Origin of the sequence: Vibrio sp. Vb1729, from assembly GCF_033338655.1 — a bacterium.
Lineage (GTDB): Bacteria > Pseudomonadota > Gammaproteobacteria > Enterobacterales > Vibrionaceae > Vibrio > Vibrio alginolyticus.
Window position 1 is genome coordinate 91,372 of the sequence record NZ_JAWOTB010000044.1, and the last position, 16,618, is coordinate 107,989.

15 protein-coding genes are annotated in these 16,618 nt (G+C 42.9%); 2 read left to right on the forward strand and 13 right to left on the reverse strand.

The genetic code is table 11. The annotated features are described in order from the left end of the window. Positions 1-6: 6 nt before the first annotated feature. From R7E29_RS17155 to R7E29_RS17170, 4 genes are all read right to left on the reverse strand, one after another. Positions 7-888, reverse strand: coding sequence for a YjjW family glycine radical enzyme activase (locus tag R7E29_RS17155; protein ID WP_042522877.1), 882 nt, complete (start codon positions 886-888; stop codon positions 7-9). Positions 889-910: 22 nt separating this feature from the next. Then, positions 911-2,455, reverse strand: coding sequence for a YjjI family glycine radical enzyme (locus R7E29_RS17160; RefSeq protein WP_054576916.1), 1,545 nt, complete (start codon positions 2,453-2,455; stop codon positions 911-913). Positions 2,456-2,667: 212 nt separating this feature from the next. Next, entirely contained in the window at positions 2,668-3,291 is a 624-nt protein-coding gene (locus R7E29_RS17165) for a LysE family translocator (RefSeq protein ID WP_005377741.1), read from the reverse strand. A 202-nt stretch (positions 3,292-3,493) separates the two neighbouring features. Further along, positions 3,494-4,711, reverse strand: coding sequence for an HD-GYP domain-containing protein (locus tag R7E29_RS17170; protein ID WP_025766705.1), 1,218 nt, complete (start codon positions 4,709-4,711; stop codon positions 3,494-3,496). A gap of 487 nt (positions 4,712-5,198) precedes the next feature. Between R7E29_RS17170 and R7E29_RS17175 the strand changes: the two genes are divergently transcribed. Beyond that, positions 5,199-6,902, forward strand: a complete 1,704-nt coding sequence (locus tag R7E29_RS17175; protein ID WP_005377743.1) for a putative bifunctional diguanylate cyclase/phosphodiesterase — start codon at positions 5,199-5,201, stop codon at positions 6,900-6,902. A 107-nt stretch (positions 6,903-7,009) separates the two neighbouring features. Here the strand turns inward: R7E29_RS17175 and R7E29_RS17180 are convergent, their stop codons facing one another. The 5 genes from R7E29_RS17180 to R7E29_RS17200 form a co-directional block, all read right to left on the reverse strand. Continuing rightward, positions 7,010-7,483, reverse strand: coding sequence for a response regulator (locus R7E29_RS17180; protein ID WP_005377744.1), 474 nt, complete (start codon positions 7,481-7,483; stop codon positions 7,010-7,012). Beyond that, the gene (locus R7E29_RS17185; protein ID WP_054576917.1) at positions 7,470-8,807 is read right to left on the reverse strand and encodes an ATP-binding protein; all 1,338 of its coding nucleotides are present in this window, start codon (positions 8,805-8,807) and stop codon (positions 7,470-7,472) included. Before R7E29_RS17185 ends, R7E29_RS17180 begins: the two co-directional genes overlap by 14 nt. Before the next feature lie 6 nt (positions 8,808-8,813). Next, positions 8,814-10,232: an SLC13 family permease gene (locus R7E29_RS17190; RefSeq protein WP_054576918.1), complete on the reverse strand. Its 1,419-nt coding sequence runs from the start codon at positions 10,230-10,232 to the stop codon at positions 8,814-8,816. Between the two features lie 248 nt (positions 10,233-10,480). Next, a complete protein-coding gene (locus R7E29_RS17195; protein WP_017820619.1) occupies positions 10,481-10,945 on the reverse strand; it encodes a GNAT family N-acetyltransferase in 465 nt (154 codons plus the stop codon). Between the two features lie 35 nt (positions 10,946-10,980). After that, a complete protein-coding gene (locus R7E29_RS17200; protein WP_054576919.1) occupies positions 10,981-11,343 on the reverse strand; it encodes a hypothetical protein in 363 nt (120 codons plus the stop codon). 479 nt (positions 11,344-11,822) lie between these two features. Here R7E29_RS17200 and R7E29_RS17205 point away from each other — a divergent pair, with 479 nt between their 5' ends. Next, positions 11,823-12,380: a DUF3750 domain-containing protein gene (locus tag R7E29_RS17205; protein ID WP_054574115.1), complete on the forward strand. Its 558-nt coding sequence runs from the start codon at positions 11,823-11,825 to the stop codon at positions 12,378-12,380. A 51-nt stretch (positions 12,381-12,431) separates the two neighbouring features. On the opposite strand, the gene R7E29_RS17210 is transcribed toward R7E29_RS17205, so the two are convergent. From R7E29_RS17210 to R7E29_RS17225, 4 genes are all read right to left on the reverse strand, one after another. Continuing rightward, positions 12,432-14,009, reverse strand: coding sequence for a sensor domain-containing diguanylate cyclase (locus R7E29_RS17210; protein ID WP_005389121.1), 1,578 nt, complete (start codon positions 14,007-14,009; stop codon positions 12,432-12,434). Between the two features lie 185 nt (positions 14,010-14,194). After that, a complete protein-coding gene (locus R7E29_RS17215; protein ID WP_213904935.1) occupies positions 14,195-14,665 on the reverse strand; it encodes a heme-degrading domain-containing protein in 471 nt (156 codons plus the stop codon). Then, complete coding sequence (locus R7E29_RS17220; protein ID WP_054576921.1) at positions 14,662-15,702, reverse strand: oxidoreductase; 1,041 nt, start codon at positions 15,700-15,702, stop codon at positions 14,662-14,664. The genes R7E29_RS17215 and R7E29_RS17220 overlap by 4 nt, the downstream gene beginning before the upstream one ends. Positions 15,703-15,713: 11 nt before the next feature. Beyond that, entirely contained in the window at positions 15,714-16,487 is a 774-nt protein-coding gene (locus tag R7E29_RS17225) for a DeoR/GlpR family DNA-binding transcription regulator (RefSeq protein ID WP_053306490.1), read from the reverse strand. Positions 16,488-16,618: the final 131 nt, after the last annotated feature.

The window sequence follows — 16,618 nt, forward strand, 5'->3', positions numbered from 1 at the left end:
ACGGTACTACGTGAGTACTGTCGGCACGGTGATAGGGTTACTCACGTAGCATCGAAGCTCTGATTTTAAGCGTTCGATATCATGATGAGAGCACATATCCCAAGTTAACGCCTCCCCCATTACTCCGTGATGCTGAAAGGCATTTAAACGGATAAGCACCGATTCAGGAAGAGTACTCAAGTAACGTCCAATTGCTACGATTTCTATATCTAAATCACTTTTTTGGGGAATATGCAGTAAGCGGACCTCGTACAATTTTTCGTGTTCAGCTAGGTAATGAAGGGTTTTAAATACACGATGATTATCACGCCCAGTTAGCCACTGATGCGTCTCCGTCTGCCACGCTTTCAAGTCGATCATTGCGCCATCCAGAAAAGGGAGAATACGCTGCCAACCAGCAACCGCTAAAGAACCGTTACTGTCGATGAAACAAGAGAGGTGCCGTAATTCAGGATCTTGTTTTATCCCTTTAAACAGCTCAATAATGAAAGGAAGTTGTAAGGTAGATTCCCCACCGGATACAGTAACACCACTGATGAAAAAGCGATGTTTGCGTATCAAATCGAGCATTGTTACTACAGAGTAGTCAGTAATTTTTGGATTAGATTGGTTCTGACATATCTCTATACAATGATCGCAGTGGGTGCACTCCTCTTTAAGCCAAACAACGTTGTTGTTTTCGTCGAACTTCAATGCGCCTGCTGAACATTCACTCACACACTCACCACAATGATTACAATGGTTTATCGTGTGAGGATTGTGGCAGTTCAAACACTGATAGTTACAACCCTGTAGAAAGATGACTAGACGATTTCCTGGCCCATCAACACAAGAGAAAGGAAGGATATGAGTGACTTTTGCCAAAAGGCTTCCACTTCGTCTAGACATCTTGTTCTTTCCTAAACCGAACTTATGCCTGCGTGTAAGTCGGTGTTACTTCATGACTCACCACACGTGGTGAGCGTTCTAAAATTTTGGTATTTTTTGCTGCTTCCGCACCTAGAAACGTCGTGTTGGTTCTCGAACCTTCTTTATCATATTTCGCGACATCTGAAAGTTTGATCATGTAGCCTGTCACGCGAATTAAGTCATTTGAAGTGACATTCGCGGTAAACTCACGATAACCAGCATTTAGTGCCCCTTTACATAAATTGAACATCGCTTCTGGGTTAGATTTCACCGTTTCATCAATCGTCAAAATATCGCTGATACCCGCACGATAATACTGATGATGCTTCGCCGTTGCTTGTACATAAGTGACAGGGTCTGGCTCTGCACCATAAGGCAGACGTACACCTGGCGTAGCATCATGATCTAAGCTAATGCCGCCTTGTGCATGTAAGAGCGCTTTGCCATCTAAACCATATTTCACCGGGGTTGAGTCTACCAGTTTAGCCAGTGTTGCTGAAACATCATGAGCAAAAGTATTTGCTCGATCATTTTTTCCGTATCGCCCTATTTGCCCTTCTTTTTCAAATAGAAGGTTTACCGCTTCGGCCATGCCGTACACGCCATACATTGGCGCGAAATAGGACTCTTTTATCAACCCTTCTTGCGTCAAAAAGCCTTGAAAGAAGTTCGATTTTTCATGCAAGTGCGTGCTTCTTGCGTTTATGAGCTCGACCATTAATCGATGGTAAGAAGGCAACGCACTGTTTAAGAAGTCGTTACAGTCTGATGCTCGTTTTGCAACTTCTTTTAAATTCATTCGCACCAATGTGTTCGATCCACCTGCTAATGGAAGCGAGTTGTAGCAACTTACAATACCAAAGCGTGAGCCGTTGTAGGCTTTCGCGTGCATTGGGTAATTGGCGATATGCGGTTTACTGCATTCACAAATGTTCTGTGTCGCTTGACGAAGTAAATCATCAGGTGTAACTGTCTCGTCGTACATAAAGGTGAGATTCGGTGCGATCTGCTTGAGCTCCGCATCTACTTTTAAAACAGTGCGACAAATAATGTTGTCTGTCGGTCCGACATTCACATGCATAAACGCATCTGGCAATGTGCGATCCAGCATGACCCAAAAATGTTTTAACTTTTTGTAAATCTGGCTCTCTGTTAGGTCGCCTATGTAAGGCAACAAGACATCATCTAACTGACCTAAGTAAACCGGAATGTTCGTTACCGAAGGAACATGATGGTAAATGATGGTAAGCATATTCAGCGCATCATCGAAATCATCAGCCGGAGACAACTCTAAATAGTCCGAGCCTTGCGATAGAAATTTAGCGTAATCAGGCAACACATAGCGAGGTTTAAACGGTGCATGACCTTCAAACATATCGCAGATGATGCCTTCATCCATTGCTTGTCTCAGTGATGGAGATACGGTCATGTAAGGAATGCACGCTTCGGCCTCTAAAGCTAAAAAGCTCGACTTCTGTTTTGGAGAAAGACGGACGTCGGTCGCGATATCTAGAAAACGTTGTTGTAGTTTAGAAAGGCTTGTCATCTAAGATATTCCTACAAAGTAACCACAAGCCCACAAGACAAAATACGAGCTCTACCCCTAAAGAGTAACGTGATTTTACTCCTGCTTGGCTGTTGCCACTAATGAAAATAAACAAAACGTCTATTTCCATTCTGGAAATAAGACAAAGCTAAATTAGCGCATTCCAACTTACTATATGGGAAAACCTAACTGCGTACCGAAGTCTGTCTTATTTATCGGTTTGCCGTCGACAACATCACGCCAGCACCAATAAATACTCCACCAGTCAAACGATTGAACAACTTCGCTCTTCCAGCGACAAACAACCAATCAGAGGCTTTTACCCCTAACAATGCATAAAATGTTAGCCAGCTAAGCTCAAAAACCACAAATGTAGACGCGAAAATCGCGTATTGAGCCAGTAGCGGTGCGGAAGGTTCAATGAATTGAGGAAACAAAGCGGTGAAAAAGACTATCGCTTTGGGGTTACTAGCGCCAACAATGAAACCACTAGTGAACGCGCTGAACGCTGTCGCGGAACTTTGAGTCGTTGCCGTTTTATTAAAATCTGTCTGAGATGAGCGCAACGCTTGAATACCTAACCAGATTAAATAAGCGGCACCACACCATTTGATAATATTAAAAACTAACTCAGATGAAGCAATGACAACTCCCAGCCCGGTAAATGAGAGCGTAAGGATGATCGTAATCGCAGACAAACTGCCAAGTGCAGTCATGAAAGCAATACGAAACCCACTACTCACTCCTTTACTCAAACACAACAGTGAGCTTGGTCCTGGTGAAGCAGTGAGCACGAGAATGGCAAGAGTGTAAAAAATCCATGTATCTATTTGCATTGGCATCCCTTCCAGAAAAATGAGGTTTATAGCCCATTGTGTATAGAACTATTTTATCGCCCGGTTTCTATCCATGAAGCCGAGGTCTTAATAACCATCTTACATCTAAATAACTTAGAAAAAATTAATAGATAGTTATGCAAATAAAATACGACCTACATGCAAGGATGTAAAGCCTGTTGTATAAGCTTATCTATTTCTCTTAATCATAAAAAGGCTTAGGATCGATCTCTAACGATGAAGGCGCTATCGCTCTTTCAATTTTGTACGCACTCGTTTTTAAATCCACCATCGTGACATCAATGTATCGTTTATACTTGCGGGAGTAGAAACATTTCACTTCTGGCTTTAATGCTTGAGATTCATTTGAAGACCAAACAATACCAACACGCCCATCGTTCAACTCGACAATAGAGCCTACGGGGTACATCCCAATGCAATTAATGAATTTGTAAACTAAGTCGGCGTCTAAATGAAATGGCGTTAGACTCAACAAGATTTTAAACGCTTCGGCAGAACTCATGCCTTTTTTGTAACAGCGATCAGCCGTTAGCGCATCGTAGATATCTACAATACAGCTCATACGGCCGTGAATTGGAATCTCCTCCCCCTTCAAGCCTCTAGGATAACCATTGCCATCTAACTTCTCGTGGTGCATCAAACAAACATCACGGCTTACGTCACTAAGTCCTTTTACGTGAAGGATAATCTCACCTGCGAACACTTGATGTAGCTTCATATGTTCAAATTCTTCAGGCGTTAGCTTCGCTGGCTTGTGCAAGATCTTATCATCGACTTTAATTTTACCTACATCATGAATAATGCCACCTACAGCAAGCTGTTTTAGCGTTGGCTTATCCAAGCCCAAGTACTTACCGAATGACACTAAAAGACAAGCGACATTGACGGAGTGTTCCAATAAGTAAGAGTCTTTTTTTCGGAGTGCAGAGACACACTGCAACGCATCTGAGTCAATCAAAACACTTTCAATGACATCGTCAGCCCAAGCTTCTACTTCATCAACTTCAATGATTTTTCCTTCAAAAGTTTGATTCAATAGTTTCTGCGCCAAATCTTTTGCTTCGGCGATCAGCTTTTTGGCTCGCTTGTGTTGGATGTCTCTCGAACGATAAGTTCGTTGACCCCTCTTAAAATCTGAGTGTTTCTGCTCTCTCGTCTCTTTAGTGGCATCAGTTGATTCATCTACAGGCTTGAAGACACACTGCTGCGAAGATAATGTTTGATCTACCCAAACATACTTTACGCCACTTGTAGCAAGCTTCTTAATGCCTTCAGGGCTAGATATCCGCCCTGCATTGGCTAAATTGACGCGCTTGTTGTGCTCTATCGCGGTAACAAACATACCAACGCCGATATCAGCGAGCGCAATTTTGATTGAATTTTTCGGATCGTACTGCATATAAAGAAGGCTTACTCGATATTAACGTCCGCATTATAAGAGATTTGATTACTTGGCGTGATAATAAATTTGAATTGATTACAATTAATGAGCATCCTGTCAATTAATAATCGGTCGCGCTCATTAAGTCCTTTTTGTTATTATGGTTTTATCCAAGATAACATATATACAAATGACGTTAGAAAACAACACATTGATACCGACACAACTGAAAATAACTTTAGGATAATTATTCATAAATATTTATAGATTGCGGACGGCATCAATAACTGTATTTTATAAATGATTTTTACTGTTGACTATTTTTTATAAATGTCGATGATTAGCCGCCTAATCTTAGTATGTTATTAACCTAGTAGCGCATAAAATGATAGCCAAACAATTTGAACTGACACTTTTGTGATTGTAATGTACGCCAGCAGATCAACTCTATGTTATCAACCCCAACACTCATCTCTGATGCTAAAAGGCTCGAGGAGGAAATATCTTGACCACCATATTTGACCAACAAGTCTCAGATAGTGACCGAGAGTTCCTAAAAATCGTCGAAGAACGATTCATTCATATCTTCGATGTATTTAACGAAGGCCTCTTTTACATGGATGAGTTTGGCACCATGGTATTTTATAACAAGGGCTTTTATGAGCAGCTTGGTATCAACGCTGGTCGAATCAGCTTAGAGCAATGGTTAGACCTTGTTCACCCTCTCGATCGAGAAAGACTCTCCACTCGGGTCGATGCTCACATCATTACCAACAACACGAGGGTCACAACGACCTACCGCGTGCGTAAACCCAATGGACAGTACGTCTGGATTGAAGGCGTAGCCATGACCAAAGAAACAGAACATGGTCATTATATGGTTGGTAGCCACCGTGATATTTCTGAACGCAAGCTGATGGAAAGCTATATTCATCAAGTCGCATTTCATGACAATGCGTCAGGTATGGCTAATCGCGCCCATCTCTTGCTGGATATTGAAGATAGTGTGCGAGCCACTGATTCTTGTGCATCTATCTGTTACATTCAGATAGAAGAGATTAAATCTTACTTAAATCAATATGGCAGCGAGTTGGTCGATGGGTTAGTGGAAAAATTGCTACAAACTCTCAGTCACCTACCTTCTCCAAATAGTTCTGTATATCGCGTACATGATGATGACTTTGCGATTTTGATTCACGATGAATGCTCGGTAGAAACGCTGCAAAGTTATGCCGAAAGTTTAAAGGAAACCTACCACGAGGCAGTGATTGAAGAGGGCCAATACTTAGGAAGTAACATTAGTATTGGTTTGTATCCTTGCATAGATCCAAGTCACTCAGCAGAGGAAATATTACGTAAAGCAGCACGAACTTGTCAGTACGCAAGCGAGCAGAATAAAGACCGTGTTGCGGTTTACAGTGAGAAAACTCAGCATGCCGTAGACCGTTATTTCTTTATTGAGCAAGGTCTAAAAAGTGCACTAGAAAAACAGACATTAAGCGTTAAGTTTCAGCCAATTATTGACGCCAAAAGCTCAAAAGTGGTGAGCTTCGAATCTCTGGTTCGCTGGCGTAGCAAAGAGTTTGGCGAAATTTATCCAGACGAATTCATCCCCGTGGCAGAGAACAAAGGTTTGATTGTCGAACTCGGATATCAAGTCTTTGCCAAAGCGTGTGAATTTATCAAAAACTACCGTGAGCGTTACCAAAACCAAGTTCGTGTCAACGTGAATGTTTCAGTACTTCAGTTAATGAACAGTGAATTCCCTGCGCGAATTAAAGCCATGGCGGATGAGGTTGGTGTCGATCCTGAGTCTATTGTTTTGGAACTAACAGAAACGTTTATTTTGGATAATAATCAGACAGCCATTGCCCCTCTGAATACCCTCAGGGAACTAGGATTTGCACTCTCTCTGGATGACTTTGGATCGGGTTACAGTTCATTAAATAGCTTCTTCGACCTCCCGATGACACAAATCAAAATTGATAGGTCGATGGCGTGGAAAACACTAACCAACCGCTCTTCACAAGAATATCTGAAGTTTCTTATCACTATGTGCCAGGAAAATAATATTGAAGTAGTGATTGAGGGAATTGAAGACGCCAAAATGTGTGAATTTTTTACCGAAATGGGCGTCGATTATCTGCAAGGTTATTGGTTCTCTAAGCCACTTTCTGTTGCCAGTGCAAGCCGCTATTCGTTGAGTTAAGCATACTATAGCAATATTCCGCACGGCCACGTTAAACATGTTGAACTATTCACTATAGATTTCAGACACTAACTGGCCGTGACGAAAACAAGCTTAATGTCCCCCGATTAACGTAGACGTTCAAACACCACACTCTGATCTAAATGCTCGTGATACTGAGTGTAATCTAAGCCCACATCAAAGATATATTGGGTCACCAAGTTTCTAACGCACTCTATTAATTGGCTTGCTTGCCATGGTTTTTCAAAGTAGCGGTCAATGCCTGCGGAGTTGATCGCATTAATCGTATCGGTGTGCGTCGCTTGCCCGGTAAGAAGCACTTTCCTCGTAAAGCCAAAACGACCGTCTTTTGATACATCGGTCAGCAGTTCTACTCCCGTTTTACCTGGCATCACATGATCGGAAATAATCAATGCGATCATCTCGCCTTCTGCATCAAATTCATCCATCAGTTCTAGAGCCTCACCTGCTGATTCGCAGTCTTCGACATTCAACCATTGATTTAACGGCTCTAAATCTTGTAGAACCGCGCTTAGTACCTCTCGTTGGTCATCAACGCAAATTACATTAAGCTTCTCCATGTTCACCCTCTACTGGTAACTTGATTCTAAAAATCGTTTTTTCACTGTCGCTCTTTACCACAATAGAGCCGTTATATCCGGCGATAATGCGCTTTACAATCGACAGACCTAACCCTAAACCAAACGACAAGCCCCCCTTTTTAGTGGTGAAGTTTGGCCGGAAAATTTTTCTACGTGTCGCTTCATCAATTTCTGGTCCGTTGTTAGCAAACGTGACCAAAATTTTACCCTTACTCTCCCGAGTATGTATTTCGATACCGGGTTTCTCCGTTTCACCAAGTGCATCGCACGCATTCTTTAATATATTTACCCAAACTTGGACGAGTTCGGTTTGAGAACCAATAAAAGCAGGTAAATCCGCAGGGCTAAAACGAACACTCACTCGTCTTAAGTCACTTTGCAATAGAGCCAAGGCGCGATTGATTGAATCATTGATGTTAATCGCTTCATCCAAGTCGATATCCGTGCGCCCCAATTGTTTTACGGATCGTACAATGCCAACGGTATGTTTAGAGGCGATGCGTAAGTCATGGAGATCTCGTCCCATTTGCCAGAAACGTATCGCTTCTTCTGGTCTTTTTAGCCAATGTTCCGAAAGGAAATTATTTGGAACGGCACGTGCAAGATCACGAGCAACCTCCTTGGTTAAACCGTAGTATTTTTCGAAGTGGCGCCCCCGCTTTCTCGCTTCGCTAGAAGAGACTTTCTGCCCTTGCATTAAACCAAAATCAAAAAATTGACTCGCTTCCGGATGAACTTCTTCAAGCAGTTCCATGATAACTGTCTCTAGTCGTTCTGATTTACTGCTTACAACGCCTATCGCATTGTTCAACTCATGAGCAATACCCGCTGCAAGCTGCCCCAACGTTGTCATTTGCTCTGCGGTATGAAGCTTTTGTAGTGCTTTTTCTTTAGCCAATGCCTCTTGCATTGCGCGCCGTTGACGACGAGATAATTCGTTAACCATCACAGGCATAAATTGTGTCGTCAATGGTCCGTATGTCGCTTCTTCCACGGCGGGCGTATCGCGCTGTATCCAAGCCAATTCAACATCGGTTTGAGCAATCACTGTCGAAGAGGCAGTCCACGTACCAGAAAAGAAACTATGTACGCCAATAAACGCACCTTGAGATGCAGAAAATACCTGAATCGGTTTCTTGTCATCTTCCGCGTAATAGCCCGCCAGTTCTCCCGACAGCACATAGTACAAGCGATCGTTGTAGCCAGCTTGCTCAATAAGCACCGACCCGGATAAAACTGTTAATCGGCGTTCAAGGTGATTAAAATAGCGTTGTACTAACGCGTCTAACTTCGTTTCGTACATGGTGGGTTATCCAATATGCCCAACAGTATGTAAAATCCACACCATCACAAAGCTGAGTAATACGCCAATCACGCCTAGCACGGCACCGATACGAGCCATTTGGCCGCTCTCGACATGCCCTGTTGCATGAGCTAACGCGTTTGGTGGCGTACTGATTGGTAACGACATACCGAGTGAAGCGGCAAATGTCACGACCAAGATCAGAGTAACTTCACCGCCGAGAGGCGTTAGCGAAGCCATAGAAGTACCCAGCGCAGCCATAATCGGCATCAGCAAGTTTGCGGTGGCTGTATGCGACATAAAGTTTGCCATTAACAAGCACAAGAAAGCCGCACCAAACAAGACAACATATGGCGAGAACTGATCAAACGGAATGCTGTGTACCACCAGCTTCGCAAGCCCGGTTTTATCTAGAGCAAGACCCAGAGCAATACCGCCTGACACCAACCAAAGCACATCCCAAGAGATTTTCTTCAAGTCTTCTTTGTTGATGATGCCCGTCAATGAGAACACTGCGACCGGAATTAATGCTACTGTGTAAGAATTCATTCCATGTGCAGAACCCATCAACCAAAGAATAATCGTGCCGGCAAAGGTGACGTAAACCATTATTGCTTTGGGTGTTTTCAAAAACTTGCTTTTAATGTTCAGATCGATGGTGGTTTGTTCGGCTTTATACAAAAAGCCAATCAGAAACCAGGCTAACGCCATCATCACGATAACGAATGGCACACCAAATACCATCCATTCACCAAACGTAATTAAGTTGTCACCAACCAAATATTTTAGGGCGATGGCATTCGGTGGCGTGCCGATTGGAGTACCAATGCCACCAATGTTGGCCGCAACAGGAATACACAAAGCGAATGCAATTCGACCTGGGTCTTTAGGCCCGAAAACCGCTATCACAGGGGTTAAAATGGACAACATCATCGCTGTTGTTGCGGTGTTTGACATAAACATGGAAAAAACAGCGGTGATCAGCATCAACCCCAGCATAACGAACTTTGGTTTTTGTCCAAATGGTTTGAGTAACACTCGGGCTAAGTTGACATCTAACCTGTACTTTGTCGCCGCCATAGCCAAAAAGAAACCGCCGAGGAAGAGCATGATAATCGGACTAGCGAAGGTCGCCATTATCTCGTTGTATTGTAATAGCTCACCAAAATGTGGCTGCCCTTCTTGCAAACGAAAGAGCACAATACCTTTATTTGATACAAGCAATAGCTCTAGGACAATGATCACAACCGACGTGGCGTAGATTGGAATTGGCTCGAATACCCAGCAAAGTGCGGCAAGCAAGAAGATTGCAATCACTCTTTGCTGGATGATAGTAATGCCATCAAATGGGAACGCAGAGAGAGGCATTAACCAAACAAGCAATGGTATCAATGTTGGAACAACGTATTTGAGATAAGGGCGCATAGTACTACTTCTCTTCCTGAGATGGTTAGCCAGACACATTTGGCGTTTGGAACGCTATTACCCGCCGCAAAACCAAAACTTTCAGACTGTTTTTAAGCCTTCAGAGACGAAATGCGGTAATGGCGTTCCAGAGAAGATTATGTACACTGTTTTCAAACAAAACATTGGTGCGAGATCAATGAACTCGCTTTCACATTGGAAAACATTTTATATCTGTGTTCAAGCTCACTAAATGCTCACTATTTAAGTTAAATATACTTTTCCATCATAAAGTTAGTTAAGGTTTCTCCCCTAACCTCAACACGTTGTCGAGACTTAACTGTGAAACCCATTTTCTCGTAAAAAGGTCGGGCGGTAATACTCACTTCAGAATACAGTCGTTTTATCCCCTGTACTTTCGCCTGTGAAAAAAGAAAAGACATCAAATCACGACCAACACCTTGTCCTTGGTATTCATGATGGCAAAAGAAATGATCAATCAAGCCGTCACCTTGCAAATCACAATAGCCAACGACCTGCCCTTCTATCTCCGCGACATAGGGTTGAATATCGTCCATTTTGCGTTGCCACACATCGAGGTCAAAATCTGATGGTGCCCAAGCGGAAACTTGTGATTCCGTGTAATCGCGACGATTAATGATTCGCACAGTATGGTAAAAGAGTGCCCACAGTGTTGGGGCATCCTCGGTGCGATAGCAGCGTATTGAGAGCATCAATTTCCTCATTCCTATTCAATAAATACTAAGCATTAACGCAAAGTGATACTAGTGAACTCATTATTTTCAATGCCAATCACTAAAGGCTTCCCAATCTGATCACTGTTCATCAATACGGTTGTATTCAGCTCTCGGCTTGATCTGCGTATATTGCTTTTTCTTATGATATGAATATTCACAATGTAATCGGAATACTCCTTTGTGATTCCGCCGGAAAATTCTACGTGCTCACTTTCATTGTCTCGGACAACATGAAATTTTCGATTGGCTTGAATATCAGTACTGATGGAGGAGTCACCATAGTTCAGCACAACGGACGTTGGTTCGCTATCTTGATTGGCAAAACAGCTAAATGCGAACATGCTTAATGCGAGTATACTTTTTGATTTAAACATTAATTATTCTATTTCTAGTTATTTTTCTGCTATTTGCATGACCAAACAGCACTTGTTCTGTGAGCGCCTATTGTGCCATAGCTGAACGCTGACTCTAAACGCGCAAAAAGATGAGCGATGAAAATTCCGTCCAAAACAAGCAAATGTGAGACAATGTGAGGGTCCCAAACTCACTCAACCAGTCAAAGGCCACTGTAAACCTCTGTTTTTTTATGCTTTTAATTCATGAGACCGTGTAAGGAATACATACAACCTCTTACTTTTTCATACGCAACTAGACGAATAGTTCGAGAAATACGGCATCGTCTATGCCACATGTTACAAATCGGCTTACCTTATTATTACGTATGAACTGGAATTATGGCACTAACTTCCCTCTCTCTTTTAATAAGGAGAGGATTTCAACAATCAGACTTGCCACGTTTTTATAGCTAAAATCAGTAGAGCGTTACCAACATCGGTTGGTCTAGGAGCAATAAATGAAAGACCTTCTCAACTTTACTCACCTTGTAAAAATTGGGTTCATGTCAATCGCGGTTATGCTGGGTGGATGCACTCAAGGAGATTGGCGTACTGCTAGCAGAGAACCTGCGGGTATCGCACCCGACCCTTCTAATGTTAAGCATGCTGTGATTGAGTTTTACGCCGCAGACGCGTTTGGTTGGCGAGGCTGGTTTGCTGTTCATACATGGTTTGCAATAAAGCCTGAAAATGCGAACGAATATACAGTGTATGAAGTAGTCGGCTGGAGAGTGAATCGCGGACAACCCGCTCTATATCAGTACCAAACTGGGACGCCAGATCGATATTGGTATGGTGCAAAACCAGAAAAGATCCTCTCCATACAAGGTGAAAAGGCCCGCCAGCTTATACCTAAAATACAAAGTGTTATTAACCAATACCCTTGGGCTGAAGAATATACGCTGTTTCCAGGGCCAAATAGCAATACATTTCCGGCTTGGGTGGGTAAACAAATTCCAGAGTTAGAGCTAAACTTGCCGTTTCGCGCAATTGGTAGCGGTTACGCCAGCGATTAACAGCAAAGGTTAGTCACTGGCTAGTTTTATGTTCAGCATAAAGCGCAATATCTATTGTGCGTCGTCACCCAACTCCGTTCTATTTCTTCCATTATGTTTCGCTTTATACAGTGCATTATCGGCGTCTTTCATTACCGCTTCAATTGGTGTGTCATTGCCTTTCCAGTGAGAAACGCCCAACGAAACCGTGACCTTACCAACCACCTGAAAGTCATGTTGTTCCACGTTGTGTCTAATACGCTCTGCAACATCCATAGCGTGGTTTACGTCTGTTTTTTCCAAAAACATCATAAACTCTTCACCGCCAGAACGACACAGGTGATCATTAGAGCGAGCTTGGTCTTTCATTAACTGCGCAAACTCTCTAAGTAAGTTGTCACCCACGTCATGGCCATAGTTATCGTTTACGCTCTTAAAGTGGTCAATATCTAGCGCCAAAACAGAGAACGCGGTATTTTCCTGCTTAAACAAACCAAGAACTTTATCTAATCCACGTCGATTCAATAATCCAGTCATCGAATCTGTTAATGTATCCAGTTGCAGCTTATCAATGGTTTTTGACACGATACCAAATGCTTTAAGAAAACTAAGCTTCAAATGTGAGACCTCAAAATACCAAGACTTAACCAGTTTGAGGTCATCGATAGATGATGAATGTTCTTCGACACCTCGCACAGCACCAGCTAACTGCCAAAGTGGTCTAGAAATAAGAAGGGACAAGAACCAAATTAGTAACAAAGTTAATAAACCAATTGGAATCGACTTAAGGAAAACATTCCACATCTGTTCATCTAGCACAGATAACGTCATCGATTTCGGGCGCTGAGCAACAATTCCCCATCCTGATGACTTTACTGGTGCATAACCAGCAAGCATTTCGACGCCGCGAGAGTTAACAATTTCTTTGTTACCGCTCTGCCCCATCGTCACCGCTTTGATTGCCTCATTATCGTCGATTACTTCACCAACTCTCGACTGATCTGGGTGATAAATCAGAGTGTTACTCTCATCGACAACGTAAAGGAAAGAACCATCTTTGTATGCGTGCTGGCTGAGTAACTCTGCAAGAATATTTTCTTTTTCTAGATAAATAGTGCCGCCGATATAACCTAAATATTCATTAGATTGAGAAAATATAGGGTATGAGATGGTTAACAAGTAATTTCCAGCTGGCGATATAAATGGTTCAGTAACAACCGGTGCTTGAGCGTTTAAAGACTGGCGTTTTCTTTCACCCACTAACCTTACACCTTTCACCTGAAGTGTTTCAGGGGATACAGAAATAATAACCCCTTTTGCATTAACGACAACCACAGAGTTAAATGATTTGGTTTGCGTTCTTAATCTCTCAGCCTCTTTATCAAGAAGCTGAGCGTCATGCATCTTGTCTTTTAGCACGTTCGCACTGTATTTTAGCTGCGACATTGAGCTTTCTATGAAAGAGTCTGTCATTTCAGACATTTTTTGGGCGTAAACACGGTTTGATTCTAACGTGTTATTGATGATGAGATCCCTTTGAACACGATAAATCGAGTAGAATGCGTTGATCAAAGTGACAAGCACACTGAACACACATAGGGTGACAATAAGATTTCTAAGATTGAGTTTTTCTTTTCTTCTAAAAGACATTGCCAATGGCCAACTTTGAAGGCTTTCTATATGAATGAGCGTATAGGTTATATGAAATTGATTTGATTTTCAGGTAGTAAGTTGGGATCAATGTTAATATTTGCTCACATTAAAGAACACTTTATGAGCTAAAAAGAGAATTCAGTAGCACGATAAAGAAACCGTGCTACTTTCATATTTGGCGTTTAAGAGGGTTTTGTCTCTGTCATCGTTTTTAATATATCCACAACTAGCTGATGATCATCTAACTGCGGTAAACCCGATACCGTCACAACCCCAACCAAACCAGACCCAGAAAGCCGAATTGGGAACGCGCCACCATGAGCACAGTACTCACGAGCATCGAGATGAGGCTGATTTTCGAAATCACGTTGCTTTTGCTTGTTGTACAGAGAAAGATAGTAAGAGCTGTGGCCATACCTCAATACTGAGTTTCGCTTCCTACGGACCCAATCTAAATGATCAGCACAGGTTCCTGCCATCGCGTATTGAAATAGCGTTTGTCCAAAGCCGTAAACCTCAATAGCAATAGCCGCGCCGCGAGCTTCAGCCTCTTCTTTTAGAGCGAGGCCGATAGACCACGCAATATGGTGATTAAATTCCGCCGACTGAAGTTCATGCTCTTGCCGGGCCACGAGTTCAAGCGTCAAACTCATGGTTTCACCTGAATCGTTTTACCCGTTTTACTGCTTTCCAATGCCATCTCAATCAGAGCGATATTCTGTACTGCTTGAGCGGCAGGGACCGGGTTATCAGTGCCCAAGCGAATGGCGTCTGCCACACCAACAAAGTAAGCTTGGTACGCGCCTCTCTCCGTTTTGATAGTTTGCGCACCGTCTTCGTCGTAACGGACGCCGTATAACGCCTCATCTTCTTCCGACCAAGCATCGTTTTCCGGCAAACGGCCTTCTTTTAAGTAGCCCTCTTGAGGATCTAATCCAAACTTTTCATATTTAGCTTCCGTACCCAATACTTTGTAGCGGAGATTCGGCTCTGGGCTATACAAGTTTGAATGCAAGTGCACAATATGCTCAGGGTAATGAAGTATCAAGTTGTAATAATCAATCGTCGTCGCACCCGGGCGCATCATTCGACATTGTGCGTCTATCGCATCTGGCAAGCCAAACAACACCAATGCTTGATCGAGAAGATGAGGAGCAAGGTCGAATAAAATACCACCGCCATCTTGAGCCTGCTCTCGCCAGCGTTGACGAACTTCAGGACGGTAACGGTCAAAGTGTGACTCAAACAGCTTTATATCACCTAACTTACCTTGTTCGATAAGAGATTTAACCGTGAGAAAGTCTCCATCCCAACGTCTATTGTGAAAAACGCTCAGCACCAGACCTTTCTCTTCGGCTAATGCGATAAGTTCATTACCGTCTTCTATCCGAGTAACAAACGGTTTCTCGACGATGACGTGTTTCCCATTGTTCAACGCACGCTTTGAAAGTTCGTAATGTACGTCATTTGGCGCAGTAATGATTACGAGCTCTGCATCACTATCATCGAGTAAAGTATTCGCATCAGAAAACCACTTAGCATCTGGCCAATCATTTTGAACCGCCTCCTGTTGACGAGAGCTTATCGCGCTCAGCGTTAAATTTGGTAGCGATTTAATGAAGGGTAAATGAAACGTTTTTGCTGAATATCCGTAACCAATCACAGCGGTTTTTACGGGATCGTAAGCCATTGTAAGATTCCTTATTTCGGTGATACAACAATACATTCAATATCATTGTGATCGAGGAGTTGTTGAAAATCTGATTGAGGGGGATGGTCTGTAATAATGATGTCGATCTTTGACAAATCACATACGTGGTGGAAATTGTCGCTACCAATTTTTCGGGATTCACAAACGACGATGACCTGCTGAGCTTGAGCAATCATCGCTTGTTTCATTGTTGCTTCTAACAAACTATTTGTTGTCAGCCCTCGGGATGACAACGCACACACGCCAATGAACGCTTTGTTCACGTGATAATGCTGCATTTGCTGCTCTGCTTGCGCCCCTAAAACTGCTCTGGCATAAGGGTCAAAGTGTCCGCCTAAGAAATAAACGTCCATTGTGTCGTTTGTCTCAGCAGCGGTCAGCACATCAATGCTGTTAGTAACGACGTTGAGCTTGTTTTCTCCACAACGCGCTTTTCCTGCATAGAGTGGGAGCAGAGATAAAATGGTGCTGGTATCAATAACAAGATGGTCGCGCTCATCCAACAACGCTGCGGCAGATTGAGCCAGTCGATGTTTAACGTCACTCACGGGTCGACTCGCGTATGCCTCGGTATGGGAAGAGATCGGCGCAAGCATGACACCACCTCGTATTCTTTGTAACCCAGGTTGCTGACTCAACTTAACTAAGTCTCGGCGAGCTGAATCTCGCGAGATACCAAAGTACTCACAAACTTCAGACAACGTTACTTTGTTTTGCTGCTCCAGCTTCGCTCTGAGCGCTACGAGTCTTTCTTCTTGTGTCATAACTTAAATTCACTTAAGTAGTTTTAAGTAAACTTGCCACAATGATAGAAAAATTACCAACAAAACCACTTACAACCAACTCAATTGACCAAAGGTTAACCAAAGATAAATGAGCAGCAAGGCAAACTTCC

Coding starts and splice junctions, on each gene's coding strand:
- R7E29_RS17155 (WP_042522877.1), bottom strand. CDS start 888: ATGTCTAGACGAAGTGGAAGCCTTTTGGCAAAAGTCACTCATATCCTT.
- R7E29_RS17160 (WP_054576916.1), bottom strand. CDS start 2,455: ATGACAAGCCTTTCTAAACTACAACAACGTTTTCTAGATATCGCGACC.
- R7E29_RS17165 (WP_005377741.1), bottom strand. CDS start 3,291: ATGCAAATAGATACATGGATTTTTTACACTCTTGCCATTCTCGTGCTC.
- R7E29_RS17170 (WP_025766705.1), bottom strand. CDS start 4,711: ATGCAGTACGATCCGAAAAATTCAATCAAAATTGCGCTCGCTGATATC.
- R7E29_RS17180 (WP_005377744.1), bottom strand. CDS start 7,483: ATGGAGAAGCTTAATGTAATTTGCGTTGATGACCAACGAGAGGTACTA.
- R7E29_RS17185 (WP_054576917.1), bottom strand. CDS start 8,807: ATGTACGAAACGAAGTTAGACGCGTTAGTACAACGCTATTTTAATCAC.
- R7E29_RS17190 (WP_054576918.1), bottom strand. CDS start 10,232: ATGCGCCCTTATCTCAAATACGTTGTTCCAACATTGATACCATTGCTT.
- R7E29_RS17195 (WP_017820619.1), bottom strand. CDS start 10,945: ATGCTCTCAATACGCTGCTATCGCACCGAGGATGCCCCAACACTGTGG.
- R7E29_RS17200 (WP_054576919.1), bottom strand. CDS start 11,343: ATGTTTAAATCAAAAAGTATACTCGCATTAAGCATGTTCGCATTTAGC.
- R7E29_RS17205 (WP_054574115.1), top strand. CDS start 11,823: ATGAAAGACCTTCTCAACTTTACTCACCTTGTAAAAATTGGGTTCATG.
- R7E29_RS17210 (WP_005389121.1), bottom strand. CDS start 14,009: ATGTCTTTTAGAAGAAAAGAAAAACTCAATCTTAGAAATCTTATTGTC.
- R7E29_RS17215 (WP_213904935.1), bottom strand. CDS start 14,665: ATGAGTTTGACGCTTGAACTCGTGGCCCGGCAAGAGCATGAACTTCAG.
- R7E29_RS17220 (WP_054576921.1), bottom strand. CDS start 15,702: ATGGCTTACGATCCCGTAAAAACCGCTGTGATTGGTTACGGATATTCA.
- R7E29_RS17225 (WP_053306490.1), bottom strand. CDS start 16,487: ATGACACAAGAAGAAAGACTCGTAGCGCTCAGAGCGAAGCTGGAGCAG.